The organism is Achromobacter sp. NFACC18-2 (genome assembly GCF_900108985.1).
Classification (GTDB): domain Bacteria; phylum Pseudomonadota; class Gammaproteobacteria; order Burkholderiales; family Burkholderiaceae_B; genus Achromobacter.
This window is the reverse complement of sequence record NZ_FNYM01000015.1, coordinates 76,660-90,657: the sequence shown is the minus strand read 5'-3', so window position 1 is coordinate 90,657 and position 13,998 is coordinate 76,660. Positions and strand designations below refer to the sequence as shown.

General features: G+C 69.2%; 13 protein-coding genes. 9 read left to right on the top strand and 4 right to left on the bottom strand.

The annotated features are described in order from the left end of the window. Window positions 1–14 precede the first annotated feature (14 nt). Window positions 15–2,030, bottom strand: a complete 2,016-nt coding sequence (locus tag BMW75_RS29235) for an alkaline phosphatase family protein (RefSeq protein ID WP_254792095.1) — start codon at window positions 2,028–2,030, stop codon at window positions 15–17. A 304-nt stretch (window positions 2,031–2,334) separates the two neighbouring features. Here BMW75_RS29235 and BMW75_RS21610 point away from each other — a divergent pair, with 304 nt between their 5' ends. From BMW75_RS21610 to gspN, 9 genes are all read left to right on the top strand, one after another. Next, window positions 2,335–2,778, top strand: a complete 444-nt coding sequence (locus BMW75_RS21610) for a general secretion pathway protein GspC (RefSeq protein ID WP_092581804.1) — start codon at window positions 2,335–2,337, stop codon at window positions 2,776–2,778. A 106-nt stretch (window positions 2,779–2,884) separates the two neighbouring features. Then, entirely contained in the window at window positions 2,885–3,313 is a 429-nt protein-coding gene (gene gspG, locus BMW75_RS21605; RefSeq protein ID WP_092581803.1) for a type II secretion system major pseudopilin GspG, read from the top strand. Next, window positions 3,285–3,773, top strand: coding sequence for a type II secretion system minor pseudopilin GspH (gene gspH, locus BMW75_RS21600; RefSeq protein WP_076521415.1), 489 nt, complete (start codon window positions 3,285–3,287; stop codon window positions 3,771–3,773). The genes gspG and gspH overlap by 29 nt, the downstream gene beginning before the upstream one ends. After that, a complete protein-coding gene (gene gspI / locus BMW75_RS21595) occupies window positions 3,760–4,188 on the top strand; it encodes a type II secretion system minor pseudopilin GspI (protein ID WP_092581802.1) in 429 nt (142 codons plus the stop codon). The genes gspH and gspI overlap by 14 nt, the downstream gene beginning before the upstream one ends. Before the next feature lie 2 nt (window positions 4,189–4,190). Then, the gene (locus BMW75_RS21590; protein ID WP_092581801.1) at window positions 4,191–4,796 is read left to right on the top strand and encodes a prepilin-type N-terminal cleavage/methylation domain-containing protein; all 606 of its coding nucleotides are present in this window, start codon (window positions 4,191–4,193) and stop codon (window positions 4,794–4,796) included. Next, window positions 4,793–5,764: a type II secretion system minor pseudopilin GspK gene (gene gspK, locus BMW75_RS21585; RefSeq protein ID WP_092581800.1), complete on the top strand. Its 972-nt coding sequence runs from the start codon at window positions 4,793–4,795 to the stop codon at window positions 5,762–5,764. Before BMW75_RS21590 ends, gspK begins: the two co-directional genes overlap by 4 nt. Further along, window positions 5,761–6,753, top strand: a complete 993-nt coding sequence (gspL, locus tag BMW75_RS21580; RefSeq protein WP_092581799.1) for a type II secretion system protein GspL — start codon at window positions 5,761–5,763, stop codon at window positions 6,751–6,753. Before gspK ends, gspL begins: the two co-directional genes overlap by 4 nt. Continuing rightward, window positions 6,750–7,334 (top strand): type II secretion system protein GspM, encoded by a 585-nt coding sequence (gspM, locus tag BMW75_RS21575; protein ID WP_092581798.1) that lies wholly within the window; start codon window positions 6,750–6,752, stop codon window positions 7,332–7,334. Before gspL ends, gspM begins: the two co-directional genes overlap by 4 nt. Next, window positions 7,334–8,101 (top strand): type II secretion system protein N, encoded by a 768-nt coding sequence (gene gspN / locus BMW75_RS21570; RefSeq protein WP_092581797.1) that lies wholly within the window; start codon window positions 7,334–7,336, stop codon window positions 8,099–8,101. The genes gspM and gspN overlap by 1 nt, the downstream gene beginning before the upstream one ends. A gap of 30 nt (window positions 8,102–8,131) precedes the next feature. Here gspN and BMW75_RS21565 read toward each other — a convergent pair whose 3' ends face one another. From BMW75_RS21565 to gspD, 3 genes are all read right to left on the bottom strand, one after another. Continuing rightward, complete coding sequence (locus tag BMW75_RS21565) at window positions 8,132–9,754, bottom strand: sensor domain-containing protein (protein ID WP_092581796.1); 1,623 nt, start codon at window positions 9,752–9,754, stop codon at window positions 8,132–8,134. Window positions 9,755–10,044: 290 nt separating this feature from the next. Next, a complete protein-coding gene (gspE, locus tag BMW75_RS21560) occupies window positions 10,045–11,472 on the bottom strand; it encodes a type II secretion system ATPase GspE (RefSeq protein ID WP_092581795.1) in 1,428 nt (475 codons plus the stop codon). Further along, on the bottom strand, window positions 11,469–13,832 hold the full coding sequence (gene gspD / locus BMW75_RS21555; protein WP_092581794.1) for a type II secretion system secretin GspD: 2,364 nt from the start codon (window positions 13,830–13,832) through the stop codon (window positions 11,469–11,471). Before gspD ends, gspE begins: the two co-directional genes overlap by 4 nt. Window positions 13,833–13,998 lie beyond the last annotated feature (166 nt).

Genomic DNA, 13,998 nt, shown 5'->3' with positions numbered 1-13,998 from the left:
TCTATCCTTGGACATCAGGGAAACAGTTCGGAGACGGACTTGCCGGACATGGCCAGGGACTTCACTTCTTCCTCGGTCAAGGCTCGCGACCAGAACGCCAGGTCATCAAAAATCATCGTGTAGGGGCCCCTGGTGCCGGCGCAGCAGATGCCGTAGGTGCCCTTGCCGTCTTCGTTCAGGCCGATGTGCGGACCGAAGATGCCCGCCACCGCGGTCAGGTCGACGCCCGGCGTGGCCGTGGACGTGACGGTGCGCACGAAGCCCAGCTCGCTGTCGTAGCGGTAGGCCGTCATCGTCTTGGCCGTCTTGTCGATGGTCATCGCGATGTAGACCGGCTTGTTGGCCGTGAACTTCACGCCGTTGATATCCGCCCGCTTGCCGCCGCCCGCGATGTTGAAACGCAGCTCGGGGCCGGCCCACTGGGCGATGGTGATGCCGGGGTTGCCGCCGGAGTTGTAGTCCTTGTTGCCCACGATGGAGCGGTCGTTCGCCGTGCCGTCGGACTGATACCAGAAGCCGATGGTGAACGCCTGAACGCTGTCCAGCAGGCCCGCCGGATAGTCCAGCTTGAACGCGCCCAGGGCGGCCGCGCTGCGCTCGTTCTGGAAGCTCTTGCCGAACACGCCGGGGTCGGCATAGGCCGGCGCCTGCGTGCCGTCGTACGGCGTGATCGCGCCGCCGCCCGCGGCCTTGTCGGCCACGTCGCCCTCGAACGGGAAGAACATCGTCAGGCCGGTGCGCAGCGAGGCCAGCAGCGGCACGGGCTTGGCGTAGACCACCGTGGCGCGCGCGGCGCTGACCGCCCGGCCGGCCGACACGCTGTAATGCAGCGCGTGCACGCCTTCGGTGTCGAACGTGAAGCCGGTGTCGACGTATTCCGTGGCGGTGCCGGGCAGGCGCGCCACTTCCACGCCGTCGCGGCTGACCACGATGTCGCCCTCGGGCTCGCCGACGCGCACCCAGGTCACGGTCACGCTCTTGTTGTCCATGGACGTGGTGGTGGCGACGCGGCGCAGCGCCAGCGGTTCGCTGAGCGAGGTGCCGGCCATGTCGTAGGCGTCGGCAGCGGGCAGCGCGCCCAGGTGCGCCAGGACCGTGGGCGCCACGTCGGCGGCGCTGGGCAGCGCGTACCAGTTGGTGTCCCACAAGCCGTCGAACGACGCGTCGTCGGCGCTGCCGCCCAACAAGGCGGGCTGATTGGCCGCCAGCAGGATGGTCTTGTTGGTCGAGAACGGCAGGCCGTCGCTGCCGCCGGTCTTGTCCAGCCCGTGGCTGGACGCCACCACCATCAGCCAGTTTTCGCCGGGATGATCGGCGCGGCGGTCGGCAAGCTGCTTGGCCAGCACGCCGATCGCGGCGTCGGTCTGGCGGATGACGGCTTCGTAGGTCGTGCCGAAGCCGCTCTCGGCGGCGGCGCGTTCCGGCGCGCCGAACTGCGCCACCACCACGTCATAGCCCTCGGCGATGCGGTCCCGGGCCTGCGAGGCGACGCAGTCGTCCACGCCGGCGCAGTCCGTCACCACCTGCACGTAGCCCGCGTCGCGGTCCACGCCCAGCAGGCCGGCCAGCAGCGGCGAGTTGAAGGCGCCGGCAATGTGCGCCTCAGGCTGCGCGGTCTTGACGCGCTGGAACAGGCTGGGCGCCTTCATGGCCTGGCCCTGCGCGTTGGAGCGCACGCCATGCACGTCGGCCCATTGCCCGGTCAGCAAGGTGGCCCAGCCCGGCGCGGCCAGCGTGGGCTGCTGCGTCACCGTGCCCGTCACCCCGCCCGTCCAGGCGCGCGTGGCGGTGAGCTGGCCGATGTTGGGCAGGGTCTTGTCGGTCATGCCGCGGCGCAGTGCGTCGTAAGTCAGGCCGTCGACGCCCACGAACAGCACTTTGTCGACGCTCGCCTCGCCGGGCGAAGTCACGGGCGGCTGCGTCGGCGGGGCCACGGGCTCCTCGTCGTCGTCATCGCCGCCTCCACAGCCGGCCAATGCGCTGGTCGCCAGCAACATGGCGCACCATCTTCTCCAATTCAATGTCTGCATTGCTTCTCTTCTCGGTTTATGAAGGGGGTCTTGCGCTGGCCGACATGGTGGCGGTCCAAGGTGAAAGACCCGTGAAACAAAGAAGAGAAACCTTGATCGTTGGATCAGGATTCTTTTGCGCAAGACGCAAGGCCGGGACGCCGCACGCGCGATCCGTTTGCGCGCAACGCTAGGCAGCGGGCGCGGTGAAGCGCTTGTCCGGGCAGGCCCGCGAGCGCGCTTGCCACGCGGCGGCCCGCCATTGCAAGGCTGTCATGAAAGGCCGCTATAGTCGGCCGCGTCGTTTCGTTCGCCATCGATTGCCATGCCCCTGTCCCTGCGCCTGCCCCTGCCCTCCGCACCCACCGCGTTGCGCGTCCTTGCCGTGCTGGCCTTTGCGGCAGGCGTGGGCGTGTGGGCCTCGGTCCTCCTCGCGCCACGGCCCGGCCCGTTGCCACCCGCCGTCTCGGCCGCCGCGCCGCGCGCGGCCGACAACACGCCGGTCGCGCAGTGGTTCGGCAAAGACGAAACCATGCGCACGCAGATCACCGTGCTGGGCGTGATCGCGGCCGGCCCCGACGGCGCGGCGGTACTGAGCGTGGACGGCGGTCCGCCGCTGGCCTGGCGCACCGGCGCGGAAGTGGCGCCGGGCATCGTGCTGCGCGACATCGCGGCCGATGCCGTCACGGTCGAGCAGTCGGGCCGCGCAAGCCGCCTGGCGGCGCCGGCGGCGCAGGACGCGCCGGGCGGCATCACCCGCGAAAAGTAGGAAGGCGCGCGCCCCGCGCGTTGCGCAGGCGTCCGGCTGCGTGCGCATTACTGTCATATTTCATGTCCACAATCCCGGGCTTCTACAGAATGACCGGAGTCGGAAAGTGCGTCAGTTACCGCGCGGGCTTGCCCGCCAGCAGGGCTTCACCCTGATCGAGATCATGGTGGTCATTGTGATCATGGGCATCCTGGCCGCGCTGGTGGTGCCGCGCGTCCTGGACCGCCCCGACCAGGCCCGTCAGGCCGCGGCGCGCCAGGACATCGGCGGCATCATGCAGGCGCTCAAGCTCTACCGCCTGGACAACGGCCGCTATCCCACCACGGCCCAGGGCCTGCGCGCGCTGGCGCAAAAGCCCGACGGCGTCGCCAACTGGCGCGGCTACCTGGACAAGCTGCCCAACGATCCGTGGGGCCACCCCTATCAATACCTGAGCCCCGGCGTCAAAGGCGACGTCGACGTGTTCTCGTTCGGCGCCGACACCAAGCCCGGCGGAGAAAACGGCGATGCCGACATCGGTTCGTGGGAACTCTGAGCGCGGCTTCACGCTGGTCGAAGTCCTGGTGGTGCTGGTGATCGTGGCCATCGCCGCCAGCATGGTGAGCCTGTCCATCGGCCGCGGCGACAACCGCCTGCGCGGCGACGCCGAGCGCCTGGCCGACGCGTTCACCGTGGCGCAGAGCGAGGCGCGCAGCGACGGACGATCCATCCGCTGGCTGGCCAACGGCCAGGGCTGGTCGTTCGAGCGCGCGGGCCGACCGCCCGGCCCCACGGCGCAGGACGACATCCCCGTGGCCGCCGACCGGTTCGACCATGACGAGGTGCTGCGGCCGCAAGCGTGGTCGGCAGCCCCCGTGCAGTGGCGGCTGGACCCCGACCGGCCGCTGGTATTCAACACGGAGTGGGTCGCCGCGCCCATGACACTGAACCTGAGCGCGGGAGACGCGCACGTCACGCTGCAGCGCGACGCCGCCGGACGCTATGACATCCGCTGAGGCATCCCCGGACGATTCCATCAACGCGTTCCCCGCGGCGTCCCGGCGCGAGCGCGGCTTCACGCTGATCGAAGTGCTGGTGGCGCTTGCCATCATCGCCGTGGCGATGGGCGCGGCCCTGCGGGCCACGGGCGTCATGGCCGCGAACAACCGGGCCCTGCAGGACAAGACGCTGGCGCTGCTGGCCGCGCAGAACGCGCTGACGCAGCTGCGGCTGGAACAGGCCTTGCCGCGCGCCGGCTCGCAGACCGTGCCCTGTCCGCAAGGCGGCCTGGCCCTGCAATGCGAACTGGTCTTCACCAACTCCATGAACCGCAGCTTTCGCCAGGTGGCCGTCAAGGTCCACGACGCGGCGTCCGCGCGCGAAGGCGCGATCCTGCTGCAGCTCGACGGGCTGCTGTCCAGCCTGCGATGACGATGCGCCGTTCCCCCAGATCCCAGGCCGGCTTCACGCTGATCGAAGTGCTGGTCGCGTTGGCCCTGATGGCGCTGGTCAGCCTGATGGCCTGGCGCGGCCTGGCCAGCGTGTCGGGCGCGCGCGACCTCATCGCCGCGCAGGCCGAGGACACCGACGCCATCGTCCGCACGCTGGGCCAGATGGCGCGCGACGTGGAGCTGTCCTACACCGGCCCGGCCTTCGATTCCCCGGGCCTGGATGCGGTGGCGTTCACGACCGGGCTGCGCCTGCTGCCACGCGCGGCGGGCGGCCAGACCCTGGAAATCCTGCGTCCCGACCCCGACGGCAACGGCCTGTGGCAGCGCGTCCACTGGCAGGTGCGGGCAGACGGCCTGTGGCGCGCCAGCGGACCGTCCGCGCCGCGCAGTCCCCTGCCCGCGGCCAACGCGGGCGTGCTGCTGCTGCCCGGCGTGCGCACCCTTGCGCTGCGCGCGTGGGTGCCGGGCGTGGGCTGGGTGGACGCCAACGCCTCGTTCGCGGCGGCGCCCACGGGCCTGGAAATCGCCTTCGAACGCGGCGTGCCGGGCGACCTGCGGCGCTACACGCGCATCCTGGAGCTGCCATGAGGCCGGCCCTCGCCCGCGCGCCCACCGCGCCTGGACACACGCCCCGCGAACGCGGCGCCGCCGTGGTCAGCGCGCTCATCATCGTGGCGATCGTGGCCGCGCTGACCACCAGCCTCTTCCAACGGCAGACCGCCAGCACCCGGCGCGTGGAGAACGAAATGGCCCGCGTGCAGGCGCGCGCGATGCTGGCGGGCGGCATCGACTGGGCCCGGCTGGTCGTGCGCGACCACGGCCGGCGCGAACCCATCACGCGCGGCGACCAGATCTGGGCCACGCCCGTGCTGGACACCCGCATCGAGCGCCCGGACGACGACCGCGTGGCGGTGTTTTCAGGCGCCGTGCAGGACGAACAGGGCAAATACAACCTCTATAACCTCGCGCGCAATGGCGTGCCCCAGCCCGAGCAGGAAGAGATCCTGCGCCGCCTGCTGGCCACGCTGGAGCTGCCCGATACGCTGGCCGCCCGCATCGTCGACATCGTCGCGTCCGCGCAGCCGCCCGCCCTGGCGGCGGACGCACCGACCAATCCGGCGCGCCCCGCGCCCCAGGCCCGCGCGCCGCTGCCGCGCGGCGTGGACGAAGTGGCTGCGCTGCTGGCGCTGGAGCCGCCGATGCGCAATGCGCTGCGCCGCACGATGACGCTGTTGCCGGCGGCCACCAACGTCAACGTCAACACGGCGCCCGCAGAGGTCATCGCCGCGCTGGTGCCCGGTCTGTCGCTGGCACAGGCGCGCGCCATGGCGGGCGAGCGCGACCGCGGCAACTGGTTCAACAACCCCGGCGACTTCGCCAACCGGCTGACGGGCACGGGCATCAAGACGCCCGCGCCGTCGGTCGCCACCAACAGCGGCTGGTTCCTGGCCAGCGGCACCGTGGTCTACGAACGGGCGCGCGTCTCCATGCAGGCGCTGCTGCGCAGCGTCCCGCCGGCCGCTCCCGAAACGATCTGGACAAGAGACTCACCGTGAAAAACACCCTCCGCATCGCGTTGCCCCTGCTTGAGGAATTTGGCGCCGATTCGCCCCTGCCCTATGCCTGGTTCGACCGGCGCGGGCGCTGCGTGCGGCAAGGCGAGCTGGCGCTGCGCGCCCTCGGCCACGCCTGGCCGCAGGCCCTGTGCGAAGCCGTGCTGCACCCCGCCGACGTCATCGCGGCCACCGTGCAGATTCCGGCGGTGGCGCGCGCGCATTTCGGCGCCGCCGTGCGCGGCGCCCTGGAACCGCTGGTGCTGAGCGATCTGGAAGGATTGGCGGTAGGCCACGGCACGCGCGCGGCCGATGGATCCGTGGCGCTGGCCTGGTCCCCGCGCGAGCCCGTGCGGCGCGCCTGGAGCCTGCTCAACGCCCAGGGCCTGCGCGTGCGCGCGCTGATCGCGCCCCAGACGCTGGCGCCGGCGACGGACGCGCCCTTGCGCGATCCGGCCGATCCGCGCTGGCTTGCGCCCTCGCCCCCCTGGTCGCTGGCCATGCCGCAGCTTGCGCCGGCCAGCGTGTCGCGCTGGCGGCCGGTCTGGCGCTGGGGCGCGCTGGCCGCCGTCGTGTGGATCGCGGGCCTGAACCTGCATGCCGCGCAACTGCGTAGCGAAGCCGATGCCCTGAAGAACGGCATGCGCGACCAGGTGCTGGCCGCCTTTCCCAACCTGCCCGTCGTGCTGGACCCGGCACGCCAGGCGCAGCAGGGCCTGGACGCGCTGCTGGCCAATCGCGGCGCGGCCAGCGCCGGCGACTTCCTGCCGCTCGCGCGCGCGACGGCCCAGGCCCTGCCCTTCGCCGCCGACAAGGTCGCGCACCTGACCTACGCCGACCAGGCGCTCACGCTGCAGCTCGCCGACGCCGGCCCGCAAGCGCAGCGCGTCGCCGAAACCCCCGCGCTGATCCAGCAGGCCGCCGCTTTGGGGCTGAAGCTGGAACGCGGCGACACCGACAACACCTGGCGCATCGTGCGCAGCCAACCATGAAACCGCTCGACCGACTGCACAACGCGTGGCAAGCCGCCCGCAAACCCCTGGACCCCGCGCTGGCGCGCGCCCGGCAGCGCTACGGCGCGATGGCGCCGCGCGAACGCCGCCTCGTCACCGGCGCCGCGCTGCTGCTGGGCGCGGCGATCGTCTTCGTCGGCCTCATCGAACCCGCCCTGAAGACGATGCGCACGCTGCAGGCAGAGTTGCCCGGGCTGCGCGCGCAGGCCGCCACCGTCGCCGACCTGACGGCGCAGGCCACGGTCCTGCGCCAGCGCAGCGCCGCGCCCGCCGCGTCCATGCCCGCCCGGACGGAACTGGCGGCCAGCCTGGAACGCGCGGGCTTGCCCGCGGGGCTGTGGACCCTGTCGGATGGCGAGGCGGGCGGCGTGGAACTGACCCTGGACCAGGCGCCGTCGTCGGCGCTCATGCGCTGGCTGGACGGCGCGGGACGCGACTGGGGCCTGGCCATTGCGCAGGTGGACCTGACGCGGGCCGCCAACCCCAATGGACGCCCGCTGCCGGGCCTGGTCAACGGCAAGGTCGTCCTCTTGCCGCCTCAGGCGGCAGGGAGCCGCTGATGCGCTGGAGACTTCCCTTCCCGCGCAGCGCCGGGCTGTGGCTGGCCGGAGCGCTATGCGCCGCGGCGGCGGGCGCGGCCGTGCTGCCCGCGCGCTGGGTGCTGGCGCTGCTGCCCGACGACGCGCCGGTCACGCTGGCCGACGCCAGCGGCACCCTGTGGCGCGGCAGCGCGTGGATCGCGCTCGGCCCGCCCGGCACCCGCCGGGTGCTGCCGCAGCCCGTGCAATGGCAATGGCGCTGGGACGCCATGGCGCTGGACCTTTCCCACCCCTGGCTGCAAGGCACGCTGCGCGCGCGGCCCGGATGGAACGGGCTAGCGGTCCCGGCGCAATCCCTGCGCGTGCCCGCCACGGTGCTGCCCGCGCTGGGCGCGCCGTGGAACACGCTGGCCCCGCAGGGCATGCTGGAAATCAACTGGCAGCCGCTGCGCCTGGGCGCCCCGCTGCCGCCGGGACCGGCCGTGGACCTGCGCTGGCGCAACGCCGGCACCGCGCTCACGCCGGTGACGCCGGTAGGGACTTACCTGCTGCGCGTGCAGGGCGGCGGCAAGGCCGGCGCCACGCTGGTCCTCAGCACGGAGAGCGGACTGCTGGATGTGAAGGGCCAGGGCAGCGCGGGCGGCCGTGGGTTGAGCTTTCAGGGGGAAGCGACGTTCGCCAAGTCGGCGAGCGAAGCCGATCGCGCCGCCCTGGACGGCCTGATGTCCACGCTGGGCCGGCGGTCAGGCGACACGGTGACGTTCGGGACGGGTGCCTCCGCGCGATAGGCGGGACAGCCTCACTACCGTTCTCTGCCGTCACGCTTGTCGCACAAACTCCTCGAAAGCCTCTGCGCTCAACGGGCGGCTAACCAGATAACCCTGAATGGAGTCGCAGCCGGCGTCCTTTAACTCGTCGGCCTGATGTTGGTGCTCGACACCTTCGGCGATCGTTTTCATGCCCAGCGAACGAGCAAGACCAACGACGCCTCGAATTACCGCCGAGGCCTTCTCCGACGCCGCCAGCCCGCGGACAAAGGACCTGTCGATCTTGAGCGTGTCGATAGGCAGTCGGACTAAATAGCTCAAACTTGAGTATCCCGCACCGAAGTCGTCGAGCGACGTGGATAGCCCGGCGCGTTTCAGGGTGGCGAGGACTGACGTCGCCCTATCTATATCGCTTACCAGGCAGTCTTCCGTGATTTCCACATCGAGCATCGCGGCGGAGATGTCGTGTTTACTGACGGCAGAGTGAATCCGATCCACGAGCCCCATATCGAGAAGTTGCCGAGCCGATAGGTTCAGGCTGATACGCGGTACGGCGACGCCCATCCGTTGCCATGAGGCGATCTGCAGGCAAACCGCATTGAGCAGCCATTCGACCAGCGCGCCTTCATAGGGCGACTCAAGCAGCAGAGCCAGGAATGCGTCAGGTGTCAGCAGGCCCCGGTCGGGATGACGCCAGCGAAGAAGCGCCTCAGCACCGATCAGGGAGGCATCCGCGAGTGATATCTGGGGCTGGAAATGGAGCTCGAACTGGTTCTGCGCAAACGCCGCACGGAGGTCGGAGCGCAACGCGACACGGTTGCGCACGCCCCTGTCCAGGATCACGTCATACGTACGTACTTGAAGCCCGCCAGCAGACTTGGCTGCGTACATGGCCGTATCGGCCTGACTCAGCAGTGTCTCGGCGGTTTCGGGGTCTTCTCCCATTAGCGCAATGCCAATGCTGGCGGACAGAGAGATCGCTCGGCCGCAAATTTCAAACGGCATCGCAAGCGCGTTGAGCACCGCAGATGCGCACGCTTCCACCGCGCTTTTTGTGGTGTTGCGCAACAGCAGAACAAACTCGTCGCCGCCGACGCGGGCTGCAAAAAAGGCAGGCCCGAGACTTGCCTTCAGCCTTACCGAGAAACTACGCAGCAGTTCGTCACCGGCAACATGGCCGAACGCGTCATTGACTTCCTTGAGATGGTCCAAGTCGATAAACAGCACCGCGACAGAGACGCCATCCGGCCCGCTTGGCAAGGCAGCGTCTGCTACTGCACGAGACAGCGCTTCCATGCAACTGCGTCGATTCGCCAACCCCGTCAGATAATCGTGACTCGCTTCAAACGCTAACTGGGCGGCGTGCTCGTGTTCGCGCGTGACGTCGCGAAAAAGTACCGTAATGCCTTCATCGTGGCGAAATGAGCGGGCTTCAAACCAAGTTCGAAGCGGGGCGTAATAGCCTGTGTGGCAGCCGGGACGCCCTGTCGCCGCTGTGTGCCGGTAGATTTGGTAGTAGCCGGAGTTCACCAAGTCCGGGTAACACTGCCAGATTTCGCGTCCGAGGAGGTTTTTCCGCGCCTGCTGCAAATACCGCTCGGCGGTATTGTTGAGATACGTGAAGCGCCAAGACTTGTCTAGCGACATGAATCCGTCGCTAAGGCTGTCAAGCATTTCCGCCAGATGAGCCGGTGCAGGCTGGTGGGCCTCAGCAGCCCGTGGATGGTGCGTATGTCGAGCCATTTTTCGGACCTATGTCCCCGTGCACTTTAGAGCCGTTGTCGGCCCGCAAACGGTGGTTCCGAATATTCTAACGGCCTGTGCTGCCCCTGTAGAACAAGGGGCAGGCCATACAAATTGCAATTGTTCATGATTTCGAAACTGCGGTGTCGCGGGCATGATGAGCGTGACGGAGACCGGCGCCTTGAGCGCCGACGTCGGCCGCCCCGCTGACGCCATGCGCCCTACGCGTCCCGCGTCACCCTCAGGATTTCCTCCGGCGAGGTCTGCCCGCCATCCACCCAGCGCTGCCCATCCTCGCGCATGCTCCGCATGCCCGACGCAGCCGCTGCCCGGCGCAGTTCGCGCTCATCACGCCCTTCGTGGATCAGCCGGCGCGCCTCGTCGTCCACCGTGAACAACTCATGGATGCCCGAGCGGCCGCTGTACCCGGTGTGGTTGCATGCCTCGCAGCCCACGGGATGGAACACCTGCACGCCGTCCAGCATCGACGGCGCCTTGCAGGCCGGGCACAGCTTGCGCACCAGGCGCTGCGCCAGCACGCCCAGCAAGGACGAGGCCAGCAGGAAGGGTTCGACGCCCATGTCCGTCAGGCGCGTGACCGCGGACACCGAATCGTTGGTGTGCAGCGTGGCGAGCACCAGGTGGCCGGTCAGCGACGCCTGCACCGCGATCTGCGCGGTTTCCAGGTCGCGGATTTCGCCGATCATGATCACGTCCGGGTCCTGGCGCAGGATGGCGCGCAGGGCCAGGGCGAAGCTCATGTCGATCTTGGCGTTGACCTGCGTCTGGCTGATGCCGGGCAGGTCGTATTCGATGGGGTCTTCCACGGTGAGGATGTTGCTGGTGGAGGCATCCAGGCGGCTCAGCGCCGCGTACAGCGTGGTGGTCTTGCCGCTGCCGGTGGGCCCGGTCACCAGCACGATGCCGTGCGGCTGGCGGATCAGGCGATCCAGCCGTTCCAGCACGCCGGGGCTCATGCCCAGCTTTTCAAGCTGCAGGCGGCCGGCCTCCTTGTCCAGCAGGCGCAGCACGGCGCGCTCGCCGTGACCGGTCGGCAAGGTGGACACGCGCACGTCGATGGGTCGACCGCCCACGCGCAGCGCGATGCGGCCGTCCTGCGGCAGCCGCTTTTCGGCGATATCCAGGTGCGCCATGATCTTGATGCGCGAGATCAGCGCCGCATGCAGCGCCTTGCGCGGGGACACCACGTCGCGCAGCGTGCCGTCCACGCGGTAGCGCACCACGGAATGGGTTTCGAAGGGTTCGATGTGGATGTCGCTGGCGCCGTCGCGCGCGGCCTGGGCGAAGAGCGCATTGATCATGCGGATCACGGGCGCGTCGTCCTGGGCTTCCAGCAGGTCCGCCACCTCGGGCATGTCCTGCAGCAGCCGGTCCAGGTCGATTTCGTTTTCGGCCACACCCATCACCGACGCTGCATCCTCCGAATGGCTGTAGGCCGCGGTCAGCAGCGTTTCGAGTTGCTCGTCGTCGACCTGCGCGAGCGCGATGTCGCCGTGGCAGCGGCGGATCTCGCGCACGGCCCAGTCGGGCGTGCGCGGGCTGACCGTCAACTGTGCCTGCCCGCCGCGCAGCGACAGCACCGCGCGCTGCGCGCGGGCCCAGGCATAGGGCAACGGGTGGGCGCTCATCGCAGTTTCTCGGGGTCCACCGCCACCGTCATCATCACGGGATGCGGCGCGCGGATGGGCTGCTGCGCGGGCGCGGGCGCCATGCCGGGATACTGGCGCACGGCAAAGGTCTCCACCGTCGCGGGGGCCGGGCGGCGCAGCGTGGCCGCCTGCTGTTCGGGCCGCAGGTCATAGGCGTTGTTGGACACCGACGGGGCCGATCCCGGCAGCGGCAGCATGGGCGCCTGCATGTCCGGCAACGCCCAATGCTCGCCCGGCTGCACCACGCCCTGCGCGCGGCGCATGTAATCGTAGCGGTCCATGGTGACGCTGGCGCTGCGATTCGCGTCGCGCACGACGTAGGGGCGCAGGAACACCATCAGGTTGGTCTTGGTGCGCTTGCGGGTGTCGTAGCGGAACAGCGAGCCAATTACCGGCAGCGAGCCCAGGCCCGGCACGCTATTGGAGGTGAGCGTCACGTTGTCTTCCAGCAGGCCGCCCAGCACGATGATCTGGCCGTCGTCGATCAGCACGCTGGTGTCGATGGCGCGCTTGTTGGTGACGATGCCGGTGGTGGAGTTCGAGCGGCTTTCGTCGATGCTGCTGACTTCCTGGTAGATGTCGAGCTTGACCGCCCCGCCCTCGGAAATCTGCGGGCGGATGTTCAGCTTCAGGCCGACGTCCTCGCGTTCGATGGTCTGGAACGGGTTGGAGCTGCCGTTGCTGCCCGAGGTCACGTACTGCCCGGTCACGAACGGCACGGTCTTGCCGACCAGGATGCTGGCCGATTGGTTGTCCAGGGTCAGCAGGTTGGGCGTGGACAGGATGTTGGCTTCGCCGGTGTTCTGCATGGCGCGCGCCAGCACGCCCAGGTTGATGACCTCGTTGCCCAGCACGTCCACCGTGCCCTTGACCACGCCCAGGCTCAGGCCGCCGCCCAGCGCGTCGATCGAGGTCGGTCCGTTGCCGGTAATGCCGCTGCCGCCCAGGTTGGTGCCGCCGACAAAGCTGCTGCCATTGCCGTTGAGGCTGCCCGCGCCCGTCATCCACTGGATGCCGAACTCGGCGGCCTTTTCTTCGCTGACCTCCACGATCAGGCTTTCGACCAGCACCTGCGCGCGGCGCTGGTCGAGCTGGTCGATCACTTCGCGCAGGCTGCGGTACAGCGGCTCGGGCGCGGAGATGATGAGCGAATTGGTCGACGGGTCGGCCTGGATGGTGGCGCCGCCCGCGGAGTACGACACCGCCTGCGAGGAATTGTCTTCGCGCGCGATGCGCTCCTGCTCGCCGGACAGGCCGCCGCTCGACGACCCCGACGAACTGGACATGCCCAGCCCGGCCTTGTTGCTGGTGCTGTTGGCGGTGTTCTGCGTGCGCGCGCCGCCTTGCGTCGTGCCGCTGCTGCTTGCGCCCGGCGCCGCGCCGGGCGCGGAATTGGCCTGGCCCGTCAGCAGCCCGCCCAGCACCTCGGCGATGCGCGTGGCCTGCGCGTTGCGCATGTAGACCACGTGCAGATTGCCGGCGCGGTTCTGCTGGGCGTCCAGCTTCTGGATCAGGTCGCGGGCCAGGCGCGTGCGCGCGGGGCTGCCCGACCGCACCAGCACGCTGTTGCTGCGCGGGTCGGCGACGACTGCGATGCGCTGGGTCGGATCGCTGCTCTGCGTGTCGAGCAACTGCGAGGCCAGGATGGCGATGTCGGTCGCGATGCCGGACTGCACCGGCACCACGTCCGTGTCCATCGAACTGGGCACGTCGATGCGCGCGATGACGGCCGCGATGCGCTCCAGGTTGTCCGCATAGTCCGTGACGACCAGCGTGTTGTTGCCGGGATAGGCGTTGATTGGATTGTTGGGCGGCACCATGGGGCGCAGCACCGGCACGAGATTCGCGGCGTTTTCGTACTTGAGCGGGAACACGCGCGTCAGCATCTCGCCGCTGTTGCCGCCGCCATTTTTGGCGAAGGCCGACACCGGCACGGGCGCCCAGCTCGCGGCCGTCGCGCCGGATGCGGGCCTGGCCCCGCCCACCACCGCGCTGCCTTGCAGTTTGGCGTCGGCTTCGGGCACCACGCGCGTCACGCCGTCCACGTCGACGATCGCAAAGCCCTGCAGCCGCAGCGCGCCCGTCAACATGGACAGCGCCTGCGCGCTATCGACGGGACGGTCCGAGACGAGCGTGAGCTTGCCCTTGACGCGAGGATCCACCAGGAAGTTGCGCTGCGTGAACAGGGACAGCGCACGCAGCACGGCGGGAATGTCCGTGTCGACGAAATTCAGGCTGACGCGGTTGTCCGCCTGTTGTGCGTGGGCCGTGCTGGCGGCCGGTCCGAGTTGGGTTGCGGCAAGCAGGAATGCAAGACTGAAACGCGCGATGTGACGCATGACGAGATAGGTGCCCGAGACGTGAAGTCGTATGAAAAAACGTGAAAGCGCGTCGGAGTATACGGGGTGTGACTGCAACATCCCGGTCATATTTCCAAGGCAAGGTAACGCCCTGGAAACCCTTTAAATTCGGGGCTCCTGGCGATTTCGGCAGGTGCTTCCGCTT

What these genes read in the sequence shown, in the direction of transcription:
- BMW75_RS29235 (WP_254792095.1), bottom strand. Translation starts at nt 2,030, where the DNA reads ATGCAGACATTGAATTGGAGAAGATGGTGCGCCATGTTGCTGGCGACC.
- BMW75_RS21610 (WP_092581804.1), top strand. Translation starts at nt 2,335, where the DNA reads ATGCCCCTGTCCCTGCGCCTGCCCCTGCCCTCCGCACCCACCGCGTTG.
- gspH (WP_076521415.1), top strand. Translation starts at nt 3,285, where the DNA reads ATGCCGACATCGGTTCGTGGGAACTCTGAGCGCGGCTTCACGCTGGTC.
- gspI (WP_092581802.1), top strand. Translation starts at nt 3,760, where the DNA reads ATGACATCCGCTGAGGCATCCCCGGACGATTCCATCAACGCGTTCCCC.
- BMW75_RS21590 (WP_092581801.1), top strand. Translation starts at nt 4,191, where the DNA reads ATGCGCCGTTCCCCCAGATCCCAGGCCGGCTTCACGCTGATCGAAGTG.
- gspK (WP_092581800.1), top strand. Translation starts at nt 4,793, where the DNA reads ATGAGGCCGGCCCTCGCCCGCGCGCCCACCGCGCCTGGACACACGCCC.
- gspM (WP_092581798.1), top strand. Translation starts at nt 6,750, where the DNA reads ATGAAACCGCTCGACCGACTGCACAACGCGTGGCAAGCCGCCCGCAAA.
- gspN (WP_092581797.1), top strand. Translation starts at nt 7,334, where the DNA reads ATGCGCTGGAGACTTCCCTTCCCGCGCAGCGCCGGGCTGTGGCTGGCC.
- BMW75_RS21565 (WP_092581796.1), bottom strand. Translation starts at nt 9,754, where the DNA reads ATGCTTGACAGCCTTAGCGACGGATTCATGTCGCTAGACAAGTCTTGG.
- gspE (WP_092581795.1), bottom strand. Translation starts at nt 11,472, where the DNA reads ATGAGCGCCCACCCGTTGCCCTATGCCTGGGCCCGCGCGCAGCGCGCG.
- gspD (WP_092581794.1), bottom strand. Translation starts at nt 13,832, where the DNA reads ATGCGTCACATCGCGCGTTTCAGTCTTGCATTCCTGCTTGCCGCAACC.